The sequence below is a fragment of the Acinetobacter sp. AYS6 genome (assembly GCF_025630795.1).
Taxonomy (GTDB): domain Bacteria; phylum Pseudomonadota; class Gammaproteobacteria; order Pseudomonadales; family Moraxellaceae; genus Acinetobacter.
The window spans coordinates 617,654-638,555 of record NZ_JAOTNV010000004.1 but is presented as its reverse complement, the minus strand read 5'-3'; the positions used below and the strand labels follow the sequence as shown (position 1 = coordinate 638,555).

Annotated in this window: 16 protein-coding genes; 5 read left to right on the top strand and 11 right to left on the bottom strand. The window is 37.7% G+C overall.

Features of this window, described 5'->3' with window-relative positions:
• The first annotated feature begins 61 nt into the window (after positions 1-61).
• Positions 62-1,087, top strand: a complete 1,026-nt coding sequence (dusB, locus tag OD757_RS03820) for a tRNA dihydrouridine synthase DusB (RefSeq protein ID WP_049837228.1) — start codon at positions 62-64, stop codon at positions 1,085-1,087.
• A gap of 31 nt (positions 1,088-1,118) precedes the next feature.
• Here the strand turns inward: dusB and OD757_RS03815 are convergent, their stop codons facing one another.
• Together OD757_RS03815 and OD757_RS03810 are read right to left on the bottom strand one after the other, a co-directional pair.
• Positions 1,119-2,165, bottom strand: a complete 1,047-nt coding sequence (locus tag OD757_RS03815) for an NAD(P)H-dependent flavin oxidoreductase (RefSeq protein WP_263030907.1) — start codon at positions 2,163-2,165, stop codon at positions 1,119-1,121.
• 117 nt (positions 2,166-2,282) lie between these two features.
• The gene (locus tag OD757_RS03810; RefSeq protein WP_009393429.1) at positions 2,283-2,984 is read right to left on the bottom strand and encodes a VIT family protein; all 702 of its coding nucleotides are present in this window, start codon (positions 2,982-2,984) and stop codon (positions 2,283-2,285) included.
• 265 nt (positions 2,985-3,249) lie between these two features.
• Here OD757_RS03810 and OD757_RS03805 point away from each other — a divergent pair, with 265 nt between their 5' ends.
• Both OD757_RS03805 and wecB read left to right on the top strand, forming a co-directional pair.
• On the top strand, positions 3,250-4,467 hold the full coding sequence (locus OD757_RS03805) for a tetratricopeptide repeat protein (protein WP_263030906.1): 1,218 nt from the start codon (positions 3,250-3,252) through the stop codon (positions 4,465-4,467).
• A 1-nt stretch (position 4,468) separates the two neighbouring features.
• A complete protein-coding gene (wecB, locus tag OD757_RS03800) occupies positions 4,469-5,611 on the top strand; it encodes a non-hydrolyzing UDP-N-acetylglucosamine 2-epimerase (protein ID WP_263030905.1) in 1,143 nt (380 codons plus the stop codon).
• Here the strand turns inward: wecB and OD757_RS03795 are convergent.
• The 9 genes from OD757_RS03795 to OD757_RS03755 form a co-directional block, all read right to left on the bottom strand.
• The gene (locus OD757_RS03795; protein ID WP_263030904.1) at positions 5,596-6,516 is read right to left on the bottom strand and encodes a hypothetical protein; all 921 of its coding nucleotides are present in this window, start codon (positions 6,514-6,516) and stop codon (positions 5,596-5,598) included. The genes wecB and OD757_RS03795 overlap by 16 nt on opposite strands.
• Positions 6,494-8,338 (bottom strand): hypothetical protein, encoded by a 1,845-nt coding sequence (locus OD757_RS03790; RefSeq protein ID WP_263030903.1) that lies wholly within the window; start codon positions 8,336-8,338, stop codon positions 6,494-6,496. The genes OD757_RS03795 and OD757_RS03790 overlap by 23 nt, the downstream gene beginning before the upstream one ends.
• Positions 8,339-9,589 (bottom strand): glycosyltransferase family 2 protein, encoded by a 1,251-nt coding sequence (locus tag OD757_RS03785; RefSeq protein ID WP_263030902.1) that lies wholly within the window; start codon positions 9,587-9,589, stop codon positions 8,339-8,341. It abuts the gene before it with no gap.
• Complete coding sequence (locus tag OD757_RS03780; protein ID WP_263030901.1) at positions 9,576-10,472, bottom strand: hypothetical protein; 897 nt, start codon at positions 10,470-10,472, stop codon at positions 9,576-9,578. Before OD757_RS03780 ends, OD757_RS03785 begins: the two co-directional genes overlap by 14 nt.
• Positions 10,472-11,215, bottom strand: a complete 744-nt coding sequence (locus OD757_RS03775) for a hypothetical protein (protein WP_263030900.1) — start codon at positions 11,213-11,215, stop codon at positions 10,472-10,474. The genes OD757_RS03780 and OD757_RS03775 overlap by 1 nt, the downstream gene beginning before the upstream one ends.
• Before the next feature lie 190 nt (positions 11,216-11,405).
• Positions 11,406-12,848 (bottom strand): cryptochrome/photolyase family protein, encoded by a 1,443-nt coding sequence (locus OD757_RS03770; RefSeq protein WP_263030899.1) that lies wholly within the window; start codon positions 12,846-12,848, stop codon positions 11,406-11,408.
• A 116-nt stretch (positions 12,849-12,964) separates the two neighbouring features.
• Positions 12,965-13,447 (bottom strand): peptidylprolyl isomerase, encoded by a 483-nt coding sequence (locus OD757_RS03765; RefSeq protein WP_003650377.1) that lies wholly within the window; start codon positions 13,445-13,447, stop codon positions 12,965-12,967.
• Positions 13,448-13,582: 135 nt separating this feature from the next.
• Positions 13,583-14,869, bottom strand: coding sequence for an NAD(P)/FAD-dependent oxidoreductase (locus OD757_RS03760; protein ID WP_009393578.1), 1,287 nt, complete (start codon positions 14,867-14,869; stop codon positions 13,583-13,585).
• A 99-nt stretch (positions 14,870-14,968) separates the two neighbouring features.
• Positions 14,969-16,288, bottom strand: a complete 1,320-nt coding sequence (locus tag OD757_RS03755) for a D-alanyl-D-alanine carboxypeptidase PBP6B (protein ID WP_263030898.1) — start codon at positions 16,286-16,288, stop codon at positions 14,969-14,971.
• 170 nt (positions 16,289-16,458) lie between these two features.
• Between OD757_RS03755 and OD757_RS03750 the strand changes: the two genes are divergently transcribed.
• Positions 16,459-18,162: a M61 family metallopeptidase gene (locus OD757_RS03750; RefSeq protein ID WP_263030897.1), complete on the top strand. Its 1,704-nt coding sequence runs from the start codon at positions 16,459-16,461 to the stop codon at positions 18,160-18,162.
• A gap of 398 nt (positions 18,163-18,560) precedes the next feature.
• Complete coding sequence (locus OD757_RS03745; RefSeq protein WP_263030896.1) at positions 18,561-20,798, top strand: NADP-dependent isocitrate dehydrogenase; 2,238 nt, start codon at positions 18,561-18,563, stop codon at positions 20,796-20,798.
• Positions 20,799-20,902 lie beyond the last annotated feature (104 nt).

Here is a 20,902-nt window from a genome sequence, read left to right as displayed (position 1 = left end):
AAAGATGAGCCGATTAAGCGGATGAAGTATACTATGTTGATCATCAATTGTATGAATATATATGTATATTGGTCCCTATCAACTGTCAAATAATTTAATCGTTGCTCCTATGGCTGGGGTCACTGACCGTCCATTTAGAACGCTCTGCAAGTATTTTGGCGCAGGCCATGCAGTCAGTGAAATGATGACTGCCGATAAGACTTTGCGGATGAGTAAAAAAAGCCTTTACCGTGCAAATTTTGATGGCGAACTCGCTCCAATTTCTGCTCAAATTGCAGGTTCTGATCCTGAGCAATTAGCAGAAGCTGCACGTTATCAAGTGGCAAATGGCGCACAAATTGTTGATATCAATATGGGATGTCCTGCCAAAAAAGTATGTAATAAACTTGCTGGTTCAGCATTATTACAAGATGAAGATTTAGTGGCACGAATTCTTGATGCGGTGGTCACTGCTGTTGATGTTCCTGTGACATTAAAAACCCGTTTGGGCTTTTTAAATGGTCAAGAAAATATTTTAAGAGTCGCAAAAAGAGCAGAAGAAGCGGGAATTGCTGCATTGGCTTTACATGGTCGCACCCGTGAAGACATGTATTTAAATACAGCACGTTATGATTTGATCAAACATGTCAAAGAGTTGATTAATATTCCACTTATTGCGAATGGTGATATTGATAGTCCTGAAAAGGCAAAATATGTGCTCGATTATACAGGTGCTGATGCAATCATGATTGGTCGCGCTGCTCAAGGTCGACCATGGATTTTCCGTGAAATTGCTCATTATTTAAAAACTGGAGAGCACTTAGCCGCACCTAATATTGAAGAGGTGAAGCATGTGCTGCTTGGACATTTATCAGAACTATATCAATTTTATGGTGAATATTCAGGTTGCCGTATTGCCCGTAAACACATTGCTTGGTACACAAAAGGATTACGCTCAAGTAACGAATTCCGCCAAAATATGTATAAAGTTGAAAGTACTGCTGAACAAGCATTAGTGGTCGAAAACTATTTTAATCAGCTATTAGCTGAAGGCAATTTGATGAGTGATGTGCAAGTCGAGCAAGTTAACTTATTAGAAACTCATTAAAGCCAGTAAATGTTTACTGGCTTTTTTAAATTTACTCATCTTCTAGCATTTCTACCACTAACTGATTAACTAAATCGGCAGCAGCTAATTCACGTATTTGTGAGACATTACTACCCGCCCAAAAAGCACCGAAGCCATAGTCTTTATTTTTGCTTGCAATTGCATTGAGTTGCTTAGCCAAATCATAAGTATATGGATATTCTGGTTGAGGAGGGCGATTAGGTAAATCAATTTGTGTGTGCCAATGGTTGAGCAATCCACGGGCCGGACGTCCAGAAAGACTAGCACTGATTTGTGTTACTGGCTCATTAAATAGAGCTTTGCGATATTCACTCGATGCGTTCGAAGATGGACATTGAACGAAAGCAGTTCCGAGTTGAACAGCTGTAGCTCCTACGCTCAACATATGTCGTGCTTGTGCACCATTCATAATACCGCCAGCAGCCACCACAGGCAGTTTGCAATGTTTCACAATAAGATGTACTAAATCGCTGGTTTTAATTGCTGCATCAAAGGTCTCGTTAAAGATTCCACGGTGTCCACCTGCTTCAATCCCTTGAGCAATAATAATATCGATACCCGCTGCTTCAATGGCTTGTGCTTCAACCAAATTGGTAGCAGAAACCATCGTTATAATTCCGGCATCTTTTAATGCCTGAATTTGATGGGGATGGGGAATGCCAAAATGAAAACTAACAGCTTTAGGCTTGGTTTCTAATACAACATTTAAAAAGTCATCATTATCAAGAAAACTTGGGTAAATACAGTTTAAATTTTGAGGAGGCTGTTCACCGAACTTTTCAAATTGTGGTCGTAAATATTCAATCCACTGTGCGGAAGTTTGAGGATTAAGTTGCTCGGGTTGATGGCAGAAAAAATTAACCTGAAATGATTTCTCTGTAAGTGTTTGGGTTTTTAAAACCTGTTCTCGAGCACTTTGTGCCGTGTTTGCGCCGAGTCCTAACGACCCAAGTCCACCTTGATTAGAAACTTCTGCAGCAAGTTCAGGTGTAGATACGCCCGCCATTGGGGCAAGAAAAATCGGATGTTTAATTTCAAGTTGTTGTAACAGGGTCATTTTATTCACCTCATTTCTTTCTCTTCACCATAACGTGAAATCTGAACCAAGAGCAAATAATATTGGGCATTTAGTTTTTAAATATTTATTTCTTAAATAATTCAAAGTTCTGGTTTTTTAAAGTGGAGTAACATGAAACAAAGAGCCGATCCAGCTTGAAAAAGCCATTGCTAAAATTCCCCACAAGGTAATGCGTAAACTTCCTTTAAGCTTAGAAGTGCCCGCGAAATGGCTTGATAGCGCTCCTAAAAAAGCTAATGAGATAATGCCAAATAGTAAGACCATTTTTTCAACCCAAATATCTGGGCTGAGTAAAATAGCGAGCATAGGAAACAAGGCCCCAAATGAAAATGAGCCAGCTGAAGCTAGTGCGGCTTGAACAGGATTTGCTGCAGTATTTTCATGAATACCAATTTCATCACGTGCGTGAGCACCTAAGGCATCATGATTTGTAAGTTCAGTAGCAACCTGTCGAGCTAAATCAGGTGCTAACCCTCTGGCTATATAAATTTGAGTGAGTTCATCTAGTTCACGTTGAGGATGTTTTTTTAATTCTTGTGCTTCAAATTTTAAGTCAGCTTTTTCAATATCTTCTTGGGATTTTACAGAAATATACTCTCCGGCGGCCATGGAGGTTGCACCAGAAATTAAACCTGCAATACAGGCAATAAAAAGAGTATGAGCAGAAGCACCACTTGCAGCCATTCCCATAATTAAACTAGTAACGGAAATAATTCCATCATTAGCCCCTAAAACGGCTGCCCTTAACCAACCTGAGCGGTGAATAAAATGATGTTCTGGATGTTGAGAAAAGGACATGATTTTACCTAATTGTAGTTATAACTTTTTATCTTATCCTATAAGATTATTTACAATAATACGATTAAAAAATGTGTCATTATAGGAAAAACAATCAGATAAGTACTTTTAAAACATAATATAAAAGGAGATAAAATGTCTAACTTATGGGACTCATCCATTTACCTAAATCGTGTAATTTATGAGCTTGACTATAATATTTATTGATTAAATTTTAACTTTATTTCTACGCTTAGATTCTATCCAATTTACTCTAGAGGTCTCGATGAATAGCAAAACAATAAAATCTCTAACCCGTTCCTTTATCGTTATCGGTTCAATCTGTCCAGCTTTAGGCCTCTTAAATATGGAGACTACATTTGCCCAAGAGATTGTTAATCAAGAATATAAACCAGGTAATCCAATTTATGATAAATGGGATCAATTTTATAAAATTGAGAAGACTCAACCGGAAAATGCTGAGAAATTATTATTAGAAATCGGAGATATGACTCCACAAGATATTAAGGTATGGAAAAGTTTAACTTATTTACAGATTAGAATAGGGAAACAAGAAGCCGCTTTACAAAGTTTAAGAAAAGCAGAGGCATTAGACCCAGCTGACGATAATTTGAAATTACAAGAAGCGTATCTGCTTAATTCTCAGAAAAATAATAAAGAAGCTTTAGTAGTTTTTAAGGAGCTTACGCAATCTAAAGATGCTGATATTGCCAATAAGGCGACACAAGCTGTAAAAAATCTGAGTGGTGGGGAGGTCAAAACTTATTTCCGCGATATTTATTTTGCACCTTCATATGAGTCGCGTTATGACGATGTGATTTTCCCACTGAAAGCCCGTTATGGTAAGAATCTTGATAATGGTCGAGCACAGGTGTATGGCTTTTTAAACCTAAACCGTGATACCCAGTCTCAAGGTGGGGTACGACCTGAAATTATTGATGAAAATGCAGTAACTCTAGGTGTGGGTGCTAATTATCAGCCTTGGACATCTATACCTGTGCGCATGTATCTAGAAGTAGGGGGAAGCTACGATCTGATTGATCGAAATAGAGATAAATTTCGTGAAAGTGTTGTCGGTGGGGTGACAGGTTATCAAGAATGGTATTCTCAAAATAATTGTAATCAGTCACTTTGCTTTAATGATTACTTCACCGATTTATATGGCAATGCAGCGACTTATTCTAGAGAAGATTATAACGTTATTGGCGATTTGCGCTTACGTACGGGTTTAAATGTCTATAAAGGCGAAAATGGAAATGTACAGGCTTATGTGAAGTTGCATGGCTTGGCTGACAGTAAAGATGAATATTACAATAACTTATTCGAATATGGCCCAGGCATTTCATGGCAGCCTTTTAATTATCAACCTATAAAATTACGTGTAGAACGACTATATGGCAATTACTTTAAAGATGTGCCAGTAAATACAAAAGATCATTACAACAATACTCGAGTAGAACTCGTCTTTTATAAGGATTTCTAAAATGAAGAAAGTTTTTATATCTATTGTATTTGGAACCCGCCCTGAATTAATCAAACTTGCTCCTGTTATTTTATTGGCAAAACAAGACCCTCGCTTTCAAGTTGAAGTCATTTTTACTGGGCAACATGACGAATTGGTAAGAGATGCGATAGATTTCTTTGGGGTTGAAATTGATCACCGTCTTAAAATTATGAATGCTGGACAAAGTTTAAATCAGCTATTAATACATGGTTTGAGCCAAATCGAGAATGTATACACTGATGGGCAAAAAAGAGATGCAATTGTTATTCAGGGAGATACAACAACTGTTTTAGCGGCAGGTTTAGTTGCGTTTTCAATGAAAGTTCCTGTTGCGCATGTCGAAGCTGGTTTACGTTCTTATGATTTAGATCATCCTTTTCCAGAAGAGGGAAATCGTCAGTTAGTTTCTCGTATTACCAAATGGCATTTTGCCCCGACTGAACAATCAAAAAGAAATTTACTTAATGAACAAATTCCATCAGAGCTCATTACTGTTACAGGCAATACCGTTGTTGATGCCGTATATTTAGGACGCAAATTAATTTCTGAAAAATCGGGTTTGAAAAATCAGCTTGAACCCTATGGAATTCAGTTAAAACAAAATGACAAAGTTGTACTTATTACGGCTCATCGCCGTGAAAACTTTGGGGAAGGAATTCAAAATATTTGTAATGCGGTTGAGCATTTAGCTAACAATCATTCTAATTTACATTTTATTTGGCCAGTCCATTTAAATCCAGCAGTACATGATGTTGTCCATAATAAGTTTAAAGATCATCCTCAAATCCATCTTGTTAAACCATTAGATTATCCAAGTTTATTGGCAGTGATAGATCGATCTACTTTTATATTGACGGATTCAGGTGGTTTACAAGAAGAGAGTCCATCATTTAATAAGCCAGTTTTAATCTTGCGAGACACTACAGAACGACCTGAAGTTGTTGAAGTTGGAGCAGGTGTTTTGGTGGGTACAGACCAGCAAAAAATTATTGAAGAAGCTGAAAAGTTACTCACCGATCAGCAGCACTATGAAAAAATGGCACATGTAGAAAATCCATTTGGTGATGGGCAAGCTGCTCGGCGTATTCTCGATCAAATTGCTAAATCTTATGAATTAGCATAATTGTGAGCTAAGGATTTATTCTCATTTATGGAGGTGCTTTTACCCCCATAAGTGAGTCGGTACCACAAGCTCACAATATTAACGCACCAGCGATTCATGTAGTGTGGACCATCAAAAATATAGACGGTTTTACCTTCATATGCTTTTAGTTGAGAAATAATCTCCCAAGGATATGCGGCTCTAAATTGCCCATTATTTTTCACTCTAAAAGCTTCTAGCACTATAATGACTTTATCTTTTCCAAGCCTTTGTTCAAGTTGGTCTAAAATATGTTTGGCTTGCTTAGGTGATCTTACACCTACGCCAACCCCATCTTGGAAGAAAACGCCGTTATGTTCCGGTAACCAGCTTTTAACCCATAAATCATAATGTTCGGGTTCGCTTTCACCACTATAAATACTCACCCAAACTGGTACTGGGAGCGTGGTTAAAACCTGACCTAAAGCACTTACTCTTAACCAAGTTGGATCTGCCTCTACTGGAAAATAATAACCTTTAAACGCTGTTTTCTGCTCTTTTATAATTTGAGCAGATTTTTCCCCTAATTCAGTTACATTTGCTCGAGCTTTAGGTTCGTTATATTCGCCTGCTAAGCCCAAAATTACATTTTTAGCCCATGGCTCTTGTTTAATTTTTTCTAAATTAATGGCTTTTTCCCATTGAGGAAAGTTTGATTCTTTCCACCATGATTTAGACTCAACAACAGACCACTGAGGAACAAATGTATTGACACCCAAGTAATGCCAGTTTCCCTCTGGTGGACTAGTGTTATTGTCAGGCTGCCAAAAAATTCCTTCAATACGCGGGGCTTGTCCTTGATGTTTGAACAACCCCGCGTAAACCATGACACTACATATAATTAAAATAATAAAAGCAGCTATTTTAATTGGTATCTGTTTTTTCATTATTTCGTCTTAACCAGTACCACAAGAAGATAATTATTATCATAATGGCAGATATAATCACAACCAATAAGAAGAACGAAGATTGTTGAACTAAAGGTGCTTTTTGATTGCCGACAATGAGTTTTTGTAAAACATAAATATTGCCATTTTCTGAAACCAACATTTTGGTCACATTATTTGGAATTTTATGCTGTATTTTTTCCCAAAGATGCATAAAGCTTTGTGCACCACCTTCTGAATCGGTAATAACATCAAAACGGTTATTGTTATAACTCACAATAAACCCATTCACAGCGGCAGGTGCATAAATAATATCTTGATGCATTAGTACTTGCTGTTTATAAATATCTTTATTCACTCGAACATTTATTGATTGTGGGGCATTGGGTGTATAACGAACTAGATTCAAAGGCATTGGTGCTTGTGTTAAAAGCATTTTTTTAGCAACTTGTCCTAACACAATAGCAATATTTAAGGCACCAGATTGATCATCAATCGCGATGGTTGGGGTTGTTGCCAAAGTCATTGAAATTGCAGCTACGCCATTTTTGAGTTTATGCGGTAGTTTTAAAGTAGATTTGGCTGTATCAATCCAGAGTGACCCATGGGCATTGGGTAAACACTGAGAGTTAGCAATGACTGAATTCTCAAGCTTTAGACTAAAATTAGTCGTATTTGAAATCGCTTTGGCAAAAATATTGAATTGACGGTTTACCGGATCTGAAGCAAGGTCGGCTGTTTTCATACTTCCTGCGAGACCGCCATCAATCCAAGCCGTAATATTCGAACCTTGCAATAAACCACTTTGAATTCGAAGTGCAATTTGTCCTTGCAAGATATCGGTGGGTTGCCATACTGCTGGGAAATCAAGAAATAAGTTCTTTTCAGCGTGATTTAATCTGAAATCTTCAATACCTAAGTCTGCAAGTGTATTAATTTTTTTAAATTGGGCCCAAGCTGGATTAGAGATTGTTGTAGGGAAAATTGCACTTCCTGTATTAAGTTGCTGGACATAAGAAGGATTAATTAATCCATTTATGGCAGCAGTGAGTTCTTGTTGGGTGTGGTAAGTAATTGAAAGAGTTGCCACGCCGTCTGCTGGTTTTGCAATTTGGACTAAAGCACCTCCTTTGAGTGGAGTAGCTGAGTGGTTCACTTCAATAATAAAATTGGTTTCAGGATTTAAGTTGATTTGTCCTGAATCGACCCATTCTATTGGTGTTATAGAACTCCACGAACTAGCTAGCCTAGCAAGCATGGAAGCTTCTGTAATTTCTTTACGATTATATTTTAAGATGCCAACAAATGGGGTAGGTCGCCTTGCTTGCGGGTTAAATAAGGCATCGGGTAAGTCTTTTAAGCGGTATTCGTTGCGAATAGGCGTAAAATCGATTTGAGAGTTACTTAAATAAGTTAAATGATCAATATCTTCTGTACAGAATGTTTCTTTGGTTTGATTTAAAGAGGTAGGCTTAGAATATTGCTGAATAATAAAATCTAGACGGTGGAAACCACTTTGACTTGGGGGAATATCAAATTTAAATTGACCATCGCCACTCAGCGTTGTGTTATAGATGAGCTTATCATCATATTTAACTAATAAGGTTGTATCACTTTCAGTCGAATAATCACTTGAAAACTGCGTTTTTTCCCATTGGGCACCTTTTCCAATATAGAAAAAATGTGGCTCGACCGTATATTTGGTTGAGGTACTAATATCATCCAGTTTCCATGTATTTGCATAACTAGGAGCAATAAATATAAAACTGGTGCTGGCAAGGAGTACTTGAACCATTTGGTAGAAATTTGAAGGGTATTTCATTTATTTTTTCTCCTTGCTACGTTCCGTTTTGTACCATTGAAGGGAGTTGCCCTGTATTTTATTTTTAAGCATGTCATATGCGGCTTTAAAAACAATAAATAGAAAAATTTGTGAGTAACTTACATAAGATAAAACAGAGTAAAAGTAGAGTTCTGGTTTGACCTTTTCTAAAGAAAGAGTAAACCACATTTGCGCAACGTACAGGCAAAATGAGAGACCCCACAAGGTGGTAAATGGACCCGGAACTGAAATGCCGGCTATACCCAGTAACCCGAGCGTTAAAGTAATATGACTCCAGAATAAAGCGGGTACGAAAAGTATGTAGCACATAATATTATTTAGAATTTCAATGCCAATTGGAAAAGGTGTTCTTAACGCGACAGGTAAATATTTACGAGTCACATAGAAATTTCCTTGAGTCCAACGTGAGCGTTGTTTAACAAATACACTCAACGATGGTGGATCTTGCTGCCAACCAATTGCATAGGGAACCCACTTAATTCGTTTTTGGCCGATAAAAATCCGAAAGCTCATTTCAGTGTCATCGACCAATGACTTCTCATCAAAACCACCTAAGGTTTCTAATGCATCTCGCCAAATAACATAGTTAGTACCCATTAATGTGGAGAGCTCAAATCGTTGCCAACGACCCCCTTGGAAAATCCATTGGAAAAAGATGAATTCGATGGCAATAAATCGAGTCAAAATACTATCTTGCCAATTACGGGTTCTGACTTTGCCATTTACAGCCACTAATTTTTTATCGGCAAGTAAGGTTTGAGCTAATAACCTTACGCAATCGGGTTCAGGTGTACTGTCTGCATCATAGACGACAATGAGTTCACCTGTGGCATGGGGTAGGCCATTATTAAGTGTTCTAGACTTACCTTTGCCTCCCATTCCTTTAGGAACATTGACAATTTTTATACAAGGGTAAATCTGCGCTAGATTTTCGGCTATTTCTAGGGTGTTATCTTTAGAGCCGTCATTAATAAGTAAAACCTCATATGCTTCGGCAGGATAATCCTGTTGAGCGATTGCATGTAAAGTATCTTCAATGACTATGCCTTCATTATAGGCAGGAATTAATACACTCAAAACGGGCCATCTATCTGGCACAGGCAGGTTCTGTAACTCTTTCTCAGCTGTTTTTGAATATTTCCAAGCCTGATAACTTAACCATGCCCAAAATGCTTGAGGAATCCAGATTCCTAAAAATCCAAATAGGAAGAGAATATCAATGGGAGCCATTTGATTTAACCCTCCTAATAATAGATGAGATCAGCAATAACAATAAAATCACCCCGATGACCAACGAGAACCATGAAATATAGCTGCCGAAGGTACCCAGAAGGTCAGGATAGGTCGTGGTTAAAATCAGATCGAGTGGAACCACGACTGTGCTTAAACCAATAAAAAGATACCCAAGAAAACTAGTTTTTACATGTTCAGGTGTGCTTATGTAATTAATATTGTTAAATTTCCAAGAAATACCGAGTTGAGGATATCGAATATTTGTGGTTGGTAGATCAGCAGGAGGGTTAATAATAATTTCATAACCCGAAACATGACCATTCAAACTTTTAGCTGAATAAAATAAGTGCTGCTTTTGTTTAATCTCTCTAGAGGGTAGAGGAAGTTCTAGTGGATTAAACTGAATAATATAGCTGCCAGCGGTTTGTGAAATTAAGTTTTCATCCCAACCTGTAGAAACAAAAGCGGCCATAGGCCGTAATCCAATTGCAGTCGAGAAAGTCGCTTTGGCCGCAAAATATTGGGGTTGTTCCGATTTAAAATGCGCAATAGGAATTGCACCTTGACTGACTGCTTCTTTTAATAAGAAATAATGAGAAAAGCTAAAAACTTCATCCGGTAGTATAATACCGGGCTTTATCCCTTTATGAATAAGCCTTTGAAAGCTGTCCGAACTAATTTGGTCAATTGTAAAAATCGGCCACCATGTGTCCTGCGAGGGGAAAAACATGGAAAGGTCGTTAATACTCTGAACCTCGGTTTTTGTTTGTTCAGATTTAATTTCACAATGATAATATTGACGATAGAACTGCTGTAAAGTGCCATCCGGATATTGGCTAGAGGCAATAATAATTCCACAAATATTAAGAAGGTTAGACATTAAGTAGTCTCCTCTTCAGGTGGAATCTGAATAATCTTATATTCTACCTCAAGCCGTAACGTCGTAATTTCTCTTAGCTTTTTAATAAAATCGGGTTCTTCTTCCGTTTTTTGTTTACGAATGACAATACTGTATATCTTTTCAAGATCATCATCAGCAAACTGGAAAATAATTTCTTGTGGAAGATGCTGACTCAAAATTTTAATCATTTCATTTTGAGTGGTTTTCCATACATCATCGCCTAACATTTCTTTAATTAAGCTTCGATTGAGAATCCTAATTTCAAAGACTTCATAATCTTGTATTTGATGATGATCCAGAAGTTTAAAGAAACTACGTTGAAAATACTTTAGTGCGCTAAGTGGAAAAATATCACGGCGGTAATTACGGTCATAACTTTGAATATCACGGTATTTTTGGACATTAATTTCAATATTGTGGCGTACAGCACTAAGAAAAAGAGGAATCAGAGGAATAATAAAAAGTAAAAGAAGCTGCCGTTCAATATGGGTTTGTGCACCTAAATCTAGTAGAAAATATACTGCAACGCCTACAAAAGCGATTAAACCTACAATTAAAGAAGCACCGACTTCTAAAAAAGCGCCAGAAATTAAAAGAATGAGAATAAAAATCCAGCTTCCTCTAAAACTCACAGGCAACCACTCATATGCCACCATGCCCATAAATAGATGAGCTGCGATAATCCATAAGATGAGTGTTCTTCCCGGGTTTTTTTGTTGCATGCGAGATATGCGCCTATTTTGTAATGTTAATTTTTATACTTTTATAATGAACTGTGATGACTTTTGAAATTATTGTTGTGTTTGTCCTTTTATAAATCCCTTTAGAATTATATTTAGATTAAAGTCACAATATAGTCAAATTTCTCGTATTTTTTTAATCAAAAATAAACATAAAAGACTGAAGTGGCATCTAAATGTTCTTGTATGTTTCAATTGCTTTCATACGAGTTTCTTTTAAATCAACAATTGGCTTTGGATAATTCAACTGAAGAGTTGTTTTGGTTGAGTAGGGTTCATGAATCATTTTATTGTCTAGATGAGCTAACTCATCCACCCATTGACGAATATAGTCACCATTTGGGTCAAATTTCTTAGATTGAGCAATAGGGTTAAAAATTCGGAAATAGGGTACAGCATCAGTTCCAGTCGATGCACACCATTGCCAACCACCATTATTCGCTGCTAAATCACCATCAATTAAATGCTGCATAAACCATTGTTCACCTATTCGCCAATCGATGAGTAAGTTTTTACACAAAAACATAGCGGTAATCATACGGACACGATTATGCATCCATCCTGTTTTTTGTAGCTGACGCATACCTGCATCGATAATCGGTATACCTGTTTGGCCAGTTTGCCAAGCCAATAAGTGCGCTTGATTATTTTCCCATTTAATATTTTGCATATTTTGTTTAAAAGGATAGTGCTTAGAAACCTTTGGAAAATCAAATAAAATATGTTGATAAAACTCGCGCCAAAGAAGCTCATCTAACCATGTTTGCTGGCCTTCGTTTGCAAGATGGAAGTTGCCATGTTCAGCTCGAAAAAGGGCTTGTAAGCATTGACGAATAGACAAAATTCCAAGATTTAAATACGGAGAAAGTTGGCTAGTTCCTTCTACATTTGGAAAGTCACGTTCTGATTTATAATGAGATAAATGATCTTCAATAAATAAATCGAGCTGCTCTAGAGCATAGTCTTCTCCGGTAGGCCATAGGTCTTGTTGCTCTTTAGAAACAGATGAGTCGAAAAAAGCTTCAATATCTTCTAGACCTAAACTTTTGATATTTAAATCAGACTCGGGATTGGCTGTTTGCTTTCCGGGAATGGGATAGCACTGAGGCAAACCACTTATATCTAGTTTCGAATAACATGCTTTTTTAAATGCACCGAAAACTTGATAGGGTTGCTGTGACTGATTGCGAATGGAACGTAAAGGGAAAATCGTACGGTCATGGAATAAAAAAAGTTCTTTATTCTGCTGATTCAAAGCTTGTTGTACAGTTTTATCTCTTTTTAATTCATTCACACCGACTTCTATATTTGAGTAAACATTTTCGATATGAAGTTGATGTGTAAGTTCGCAAATATAATCTGCAATATCTTGCCAGTAGGGAATGACTTGAATGATAAGTGGAATATTAAGCTGTTCTAATTCTTTTTTAAGTTGTTGAAGCTGGCGTAAGTAAAAATTAATTTTTATAGGCGCATCGTGATGTATTTCCCACTGTTCAGGCGACAAAATAATTAACCCGATCGAAGGTCCTTGCTGGCAGGCATGCCATAAGGCAGCATGATCCCGAACTCTCAAATCCTGACGAAACCAAATCAGCTGATTTACGTTTGACATGAAAGCTACCCTTATAATGTTGAGTGATTTAGAGGTTTATTATCAAAATATTATATAAAATAAATACATAAAAAAAGCAAAGCCGAAGCTTTGCTCTTATCATCTTTAAAGATGAATTAGTGGTGATGACCACCCGCACCGTGTACGTGACCGTGATCTAATTCTTCTTCAGAAGCTTCACGGATTTCTACGATTTCAACTTCAAAAGTTAAATCTTGACCAGCAAGTGGGAAATTAGCATCAACAACAATGTTGTCGCCTTCAACTGCTTTAACAGTTACGATCTGAACGCCGTCATCTGTTTGCGCTTGGAATTGCATACCAGGTTGAATGTTTTCAACACCTTGGAACATTTGAGCTGGAACTTCTTGTACTAGGTCTGGGTTGTATTCGCCATAACCTTCAGCTGCTGGTACATTAACAGTAAATTTTTCACCAACAGTTTTACCTGTTAATGCATTTTCTAGACCAGGAATGATATTGCCTGCACCGTGCAAATAGGCAAGTGGTTCACCTTGAGATTGATCAAGTGTTTCACCCTCAGCGTTTGTTAATTTGTAGTGGAATGAAACCACGTGGTTATTTGCAATAGCAGTCATGTTTTTGATCCATTCAATCAATTAAAGCGTACATCATAAAGTGAAAAATAAATTTTGTAGACTACAAAATCTTAATCTTTGTCACTTTTTCTGATGCGTTTTTATATAAATAGGGATGAATTTAAAAAATTCAACTTAATACAGCTTAATTTTTGGACGTACACGTCTTGTAAGTAAATCTTTCATTGTGAGTAGTCCAGCTTGTGTGTATCCATGAATTGTTGCTTGATGTAAACGATATAAAGATACGTACATGGTTTTGGCAATATAGCCTTGTATACTTACATCACCCAGTAATTCTCCAACGGCTTTATTACGACTTAAAGACACGAGAGAACCTTTGTCGTTAAAGGTAAACATAGGTTGTGAACGATTGTTTAATCGAGCTGCCATCGCATCGACTAAAAAGCTCGCTTGTTGGCTTGCAACCTGTGCACGCGGCCCAAGTGGAGGTTGTCTTGCATCAAGTTGGCAATGCGCACAGTCACCAAAGGCAAAAACATTTGGATCGGAATAAGTTTGCAAAGTTGCATAGACCATTAAACGGTTAATGTTATCGCGTTTAAAATCAGTAAAGTTTTCTAGTACTTTAGGTGCTTTTACGCCCGCAGCCCAGACGGTAATATCACTTTTTAATTGGTTACCATTACTAAAATAGATGCAATGCTTATCAATTTTTTCAACGCGATGTTGAGTTAAAATTTCAACGCCCATTTTTTTGAGTTGCTCGGCACTGTGTTCAGCAGTTTTATCGGTCAGAGCAGGTAAAATACGTTCAGAAGCTTCAATGAGTGTAATTTTAACTTGATTAGGATGAATCTTTTTTAAGCCATATTTATAAAAGTTTTTTGTTGTTTCAATTAATTCTGCCGCAAGTTCTACACCAGTTGCTCCAGCACCAACGATTCCGATATTTAAAGTCCGCTGATTTGGCTGATTTTGAGCTTCAATATAAAGATGTAATAAGTCTTGCTGGAAAACATCGGCTTGCTTTCTGCTGTCGAGGAAATGACAGTTTTCACGCACACCTGTGGTATTAAAATCATTTGATACTGAACCAAGCGCTAAAATAAGCGTGTCATAACTGAGCTCTTGCGGGTGATTCTGTTGATCTTTAGACACTTGAGGAGGAATTAACTCAATTAATTTTTTATCTTTATTGACCCCAGTTAAGGTTCCAAGCACAAATTCATAATGATGCTTTTCTGCATGTGCAAAATAATTAGTTTGTTCTTCGTGTGGGTTTAAAGATCCAGCAGCAATTTCATGAAGTAAGGGTTTCCAGATATGCGTTAGGTTTTGGTCAATTAACGTAATCTTCGCTTTACGATTTTTCCCAAAAGTTTCACCCAGTTGTGTCGCCAGTTCTAAGCCTCCAGCACCACCACCAACAATTACAATATGATGTAAATTTTGGGTCATTTTTATCACCTAATTATTTTTCTATAAAAAAAAGATGGCTGAATTATGCCATCTTTTTTTTATAGAATTTATTGTGCGTCTGTGCACAATTTGATGTTTTTAGTGCGAATCTACAGGGTAGAGTTTTGCGGCACTATGTTCACTCGATGAAAAAATAGAGAAAAGGCCAGAAAACCACATCATGATTTTTTGGAAAATATTGGCTTCTTCAATATGCACGTTATCTTCAATTTGAAGACTACGAATAAGCTGGTTGTTTTGATAAATAGATACTGTTGCCAAACTCATGACTTTCATTAATGGCGCAGTTAACTGTTTTTCATTGAGTTCAATATTTACACGCGTTTGTGTCGTTTCAAGTGGAGCAATAACCTTTGGTTGCAGGTTGCTATCAAGTACTTGAACGCGTTGAGTCACATTATCAAAAGTATTTAAGTCAATCGGTGCTGGGTCTGCATATAAAGATGTCGTAACAATTGTTGGTTGCTTTGTTGCTACCTTAAACATTTTTAAAGTTGATTTTACAACAGGCAGTTCAGCAATTATTTTTTGCTCAGGAATAATGACTTCATCGCGTGTATAGGCATAAGCAAGATTCATTAATTTATCTGCGATCTCAGCGCGTTTTACCGCACTCGGTGTACCTAAAACAATCACCAATAAACGTCTTTGAGCTAAGTCAGATGAAAATGAAGGACGAGATGCCGTTAATGCCAAATTATAACCCGCTGCTTTCGTGTAACCCGTTTTTAAGCCATCAACAGATGGGTCATATTTCAGTGCAAGGTTAGTCGCATGATGGAAACGTTGGTTGTAGCTAAAGCTTGGCATTTTTGAATAATGTAAATATTCAGGAGTTTGTTTAATTACAGCCTGACCTAATAAGCTTAAATCATGCGCTGTGGTGTAATGATCAGGCATTGTAATCCCAGGAGGATTACTAAAGTGAGTATCTTTCATGCCCAACGCTTGAGCTTCCTGATTCATACGTTGTACAAAGTGAGGAACATCGCCAGAAATTTTTTCAGCTAAAGTCACAGCTGCATCATTTGCCGACATCACAATTAAACCTGCTAATAACTGATCAACTGAAATTTGTTCACCAGCTTTAAGATACATTTGTGATTCATCCCACTGCACCACACCAACCACCGGCGTTGCAGTAATGATTTCTTCTTTTTTAAGCCTTCCAGCTTTAATCTCTTTTAAAGCAATATAAGCAACCATCATTTTTGTTAAAGATGCTGGTGCGCGTTGCACATGGCTATTATGCTCGGCAATGATTTGACCCGATTGAGTATCTACAATAGTCCATGCTGCGGCTTCTACACTTTCAGGTGCAATATTGAGTAACGCAGCATTGGTTAGGGTGGTGCAAAAAATACTGAAGAGGGTAAAAAGAGATAGAAAAAATTTCACGGATGACCTTAACTTTTACGAGCAAATACGGGGCACAGATGCACAGCATGCTATGCCTTTTTTTCGTGGAAGGCTAGTGGGAATTGTTGCCAAAAAATACATCTACGCAAGACGATATAAAAAAATGCTAAGCTAATGTGAAGCCGTTCTTATTTTAAATTGAAGAATTTATGTTGCATTATCAAATTGAGTTCGATGATTACAAACAGCACCTTGTTCACGTAACAATTCGTTTTTTAGCCAATCCGAATCAGGAGCTTTGGCTGCCAACGTGGATTCCGGGTAGTTATCTAATTCGAGAGTTCTCAAAACACATTGAATCCGTTAAAGCTTATGATGAAGCTGGACGCATGCTGGATATTAAAAAAACGAGCAAAAATCGCTGGCGTTTATTTAATACCGACCATGAATTAATGACAATTGAATATGATGTTTATGCATATGATTTGTCTGTACGCGGTGCCTATGTAGACCAGACGCGCTTATATATTAATCCGGCGTGTGTATGTTTAGCATTAGAAGGGCAAGAACAGTCTGCTTGTGAAGTCGAAGTTTTCTTGCCAGATGAATTAAAGCATTTTCAGTTAGCAACGGGCTTAGCCTCAAAAAGCCTAGTCAAAGGTCGCTTTACTTTAAAAGCTGATCATTATGATCAACTGATTGATAGCCCATTTGAACTGGCTGACCAAACACGCTTTAATTTTGAAACACATGGCATTGAACATGAGTTTGTAATTTCCGGCCCACATAATGCCAATATTGATCGCTTAAAAGCCGACATTGAAAAGATTTGTGCAGCCGAAATAAATATGTTCGGTTCAGCGCCATTTAAAAACTATACCTTTATGACGATGGCAACCGGGAATAGTTATGGTGGTTTAGAACATTGCAATAGCACCAGTCTGATTACACCACGCGAAGATTTGCCAAAATCGAATGAACCAACTGAACCTTCTAAAGATTATCAACGCTTTTTAGGCTTATGTAGTCACGAATATTTTCATTCATGGTTAGTAAAATTTATCCGTCCAGAAAACTTTGCAAACTATAATTTGCATCAAGAAGGCTATACTTCTTTGCTTTGGATATTTGAAGGCTTTACTTCATATTATGACGACCTGATTTTGTTGCGTAGCGGCGTTATTTCTCAGAAGTCTTATCTTGATTTACTCAAAGCACAAATTGATCGCTATTTACAAAACCCGGGCCGTTTTGTTCAAACCGTTGCCGAATCAAGTTTTGATGCATGGATTAAATTTTATCGTCAAGATGAGAACTCAAATAACGCAGGCACCAGTTATTACAATAAAGGTGCTTTAGTTGCGTTGTGCCTAGATTTAGGTTTACGTCTACGTGGTTCTAGTCTTGATGCTTTAATGCGTCGATTATATGAAAATACTCAAAATGGCATGCAAGTAAACGAAAGAACCATTTTTGATTTGTGTAAAGAACTGACGGGTGATAATTGGATTGAACAAATTAATCATTTGATTAACACGACTGATGAATTACCGCTTGATCAATTGTTTCCTGAATTTGGCTTAAGCTATAGAGTTAAAACCGACAAATCTTTGCCATTAGGCTTAAAACTTGTCGATAAACCAGAAGGTGTGCTTGTGCAAAGTGCTCGCCGTGATAGTGCAGCAGCGAAAGCAGGTATTTCTGCCAATGATATGATTATTGCAATTGATGGTTTAAAAGCGACCACCAAGCTTATTGAGAAATATTCAAAACAAGGTGGTACTTATACTGTCTTTGCTTTCCGTCGTGATGAGTTAATATCTTTTGAAGTCGATTGCACTACAACTGATTTAACTGAAGTTGAACTCATCGTTGAAGATCAAGCTAAAACTGAAAAATGGCTAAAAGCTTAAATTAAAGCTAAATAGTTTATAAAAAACCGATGTTTTGCACATCGGTTTTTACTTTTAAGTACTTCCCAATGGTGAAATCCGATTTACCTTTGAGTTTATTTTGAATGAAAAGTATAATAATTGTTAGAACACTGAAAGATATCTCATGTATTTTAATGATGTTTAATGTCTAAAATGTGATCTGTATATGCGTATTACAATGACTTAGATATCAGAAAATTATCTATACATTTGAATTATGTATTATTTCACTGCGAAATGTCGTTATCACTGGATATTTCGTTGACTGGAAGGCAATGAGAGCCGATACTCTCAGGGTTTTATTTAAGCATATCGGTTCGTAGGCACTGGGTCAAAAGCTCGGTCCTCAACACTCAATCAAACGGAAGGGGCTATATATGGCTGGTGAAAAGTCAACTATTATTTACACACTGACTGACGAGGCGCCACTATTGGCGACCTATTCGCTACTGCCGATCATTGAGACCTTTACTAAGCCAGCTGGCATCGAGATTATTAAAAGTGACATCTCTGTAGCTGCACGTGTGCTCGCAGAATTCGCTGATTACCTAAGTGAAGAGCAAAAGGTATCCGACAACCTTGCAGAGCTTGGTCGTCTTACACAAGATCCAGATACTAATATTATCAAACTCCCGAACATTAGTGCGTCTGTTGCGCAATTAACTGCATGTATCAAAGAGCTTCAATCAAAAGGTTATGCAATTCCTGATTATCCGGAAAATCCTGCAACCGAAGAAGAAAAATCAATCAAAGCTCGTTATGGTAAGTGCCTTGGTTCAGCAGTAAACCCTGTCCTTCGTGAAGGTAACTCTGACCGCCGTGCTCCAGCAGCAGTTAAAAACTATGCGAAAAAACACCCTCATTCAATGAGCGAGTGGAAACAGTGGTCACAAACTCACGTTTCACATATGGAAGAAGGTGACTTCTACCATGGCGAAAAATCAATGACACTTGATCGCGCACGTAATGTGAAAATGGAACTTATCACGAACAGTGGTAAGAGCATTGTTCTTAAGCCAAAAGTTGCGCTTCAAGAAGGCGAAATCATTGACTCAATGTTCATGAGCAAGAAAGCACTTTGTGATTTCTATGAAAAAGAACTTGATGATTGTAAAGAAGCGGGAATTTTATTCTCTTTACACGTAAAAGCGACAATGATGAAAGTTTCACACCCGATTGTTTTCGGTCACTGTGTGAAAATCTATTACAAAGAAGCTTTCGAAAAACATGGTAAGTTATTTGACGAATTAGGTATTAACGTTAATAACGGTATGGCTGGGTTATACGAGAAAATCGAAACTCTTCCAACCTCATTACGTGAAGAAATCATTGAAGACTTACATGCTTGTCAAGAACACCGTCCTGCACTTGCAATGGTTGACTCGGCGAAAGGCATCACTAACTTCCATTCACCAAACGACATCATCGTTGATGCTTCTATGCCAGCAATGATCCGTGCCGGTGGTAAAATGTGGGGTGCTGATGGTAAGCAATATGATGCTAAAGCCGTTATGCCAGAATCAACATTTGCCCGTATTTACCAAGAAATGATCAACTTCTGTAAGTGGCATGGTAACTTCGATCCGAAGACTATGGGTACTGTACCGAACGTTGGTTTGATGGCTCAAAAAGCTGAAGAATACGGTTCTCACGACAAGACTTTTGAAATTTCAGAAGCTGGTATTGCAAACATTACCGATCTTGACACTGGTGAAGTGTTATTGACTCAAAATGTTGAAGAAGGCGATATCTGGCGTATGTGTCAGGTTAAAGATGCTCCGATTCGTGACTGGGTAAAACTTGCAGTAACTCGTGCACGTAACTCAGGCATGCCTGCAATCTTCTGGCTTGACCCGTACCGTCCACACGAAAATGAATTGATCAAGAAAGTACAAAAGTACTTAAAAGATCATGACACGACTGGTCTTGATATCCAGATTATGTCTCAAGTACGTGCAATGCGTTACACACTTGAACGCGTAGTACGTGGTCTAGATACTATTTCTGTGACTGGTAACATTTTACGTGACTACTTAACTGACTTGTTCCCGATTATGGAACTTGGTACTTCTGCAAAAATGTTGTCTATCGTTCCGCTTATGGCGGGCGGTGGTATGTACGAGACTGGTGCAGGTGGTTCAGCGCCAAAACACGTACAACAGCTTGTTGAAGAAAACCATTTACGTTGGGATTCACTTGGAGAGTTCCTTGCTTTAGCGGCTTCTTTAGAAGAAATGGGTATTAAAGAAAATAATGCTCGTGCTAAGTTGCTTGCGAAGACTCTTGATGAAGCGACTGACAAGTTACTTGACAATGGTAAGTCACCATCACGCCGTACAGGTGAGATTGACAACCGTGGTAGCCATTTCTACTTGTCACTTTACTGGGCTCAAGCGCTTGCTGCACAAGACGAAGATGCTGAGTTAAAAGCTAAATTTGCTCCTCTTGCAAAAACTTTAGCTGAAGAAGAACAGAAGATTGTTGCTGAACTTGCTCAAGTACAAGGTAAACCAGCTGATATCGGTGGTTACTATGCAATTGATAAAGCAAAAGTAGACGCTGTAATGCGTCCAAGTGCTACATTTAATGCAGCTCTTGCAACTGTTGAAGCTTAATTACTAATTCGTTAGTAAATAGCTCAAAAGCCGGTGTTTATACATCGGCTTTTTTATTTTTATAAAAATAAAAGGCATTAAAAAAGCCCACCTAGGTGGGCTTT

Coding starts and splice junctions, on each gene's coding strand:
- dusB (WP_049837228.1), top strand. CDS start 62: ATGTATATTGGTCCCTATCAACTGTCAAATAATTTAATCGTTGCTCCT.
- OD757_RS03815 (WP_263030907.1), bottom strand. CDS start 2,165: ATGACCCTGTTACAACAACTTGAAATTAAACATCCGATTTTTCTTGCC.
- OD757_RS03810 (WP_009393429.1), bottom strand. CDS start 2,984: ATGTCCTTTTCTCAACATCCAGAACATCATTTTATTCACCGCTCAGGT.
- OD757_RS03805 (WP_263030906.1), top strand. CDS start 3,250: ATGAATAGCAAAACAATAAAATCTCTAACCCGTTCCTTTATCGTTATC.
- wecB (WP_263030905.1), top strand. CDS start 4,469: ATGAAGAAAGTTTTTATATCTATTGTATTTGGAACCCGCCCTGAATTA.
- OD757_RS03795 (WP_263030904.1), bottom strand. CDS start 6,516: ATGAAAAAACAGATACCAATTAAAATAGCTGCTTTTATTATTTTAATT.
- OD757_RS03790 (WP_263030903.1), bottom strand. CDS start 8,338: ATGAAATACCCTTCAAATTTCTACCAAATGGTTCAAGTACTCCTTGCC.
- OD757_RS03785 (WP_263030902.1), bottom strand. CDS start 9,589: ATGGCTCCCATTGATATTCTCTTCCTATTTGGATTTTTAGGAATCTGG.
- OD757_RS03780 (WP_263030901.1), bottom strand. CDS start 10,472: ATGTCTAACCTTCTTAATATTTGTGGAATTATTATTGCCTCTAGCCAA.
- OD757_RS03775 (WP_263030900.1), bottom strand. CDS start 11,215: ATGCAACAAAAAAACCCGGGAAGAACACTCATCTTATGGATTATCGCA.
- OD757_RS03770 (WP_263030899.1), bottom strand. CDS start 12,848: ATGTCAAACGTAAATCAGCTGATTTGGTTTCGTCAGGATTTGAGAGTT.
- OD757_RS03765 (WP_003650377.1), bottom strand. CDS start 13,447: ATGACTGCTATTGCAAATAACCACGTGGTTTCATTCCACTACAAATTA.
- OD757_RS03760 (WP_009393578.1), bottom strand. CDS start 14,869: ATGACCCAAAATTTACATCATATTGTAATTGTTGGTGGTGGTGCTGGA.
- OD757_RS03750 (WP_263030897.1), top strand. CDS start 16,459: ATGTTGCATTATCAAATTGAGTTCGATGATTACAAACAGCACCTTGTT.
- OD757_RS03745 (WP_263030896.1), top strand. CDS start 18,561: ATGGCTGGTGAAAAGTCAACTATTATTTACACACTGACTGACGAGGCG.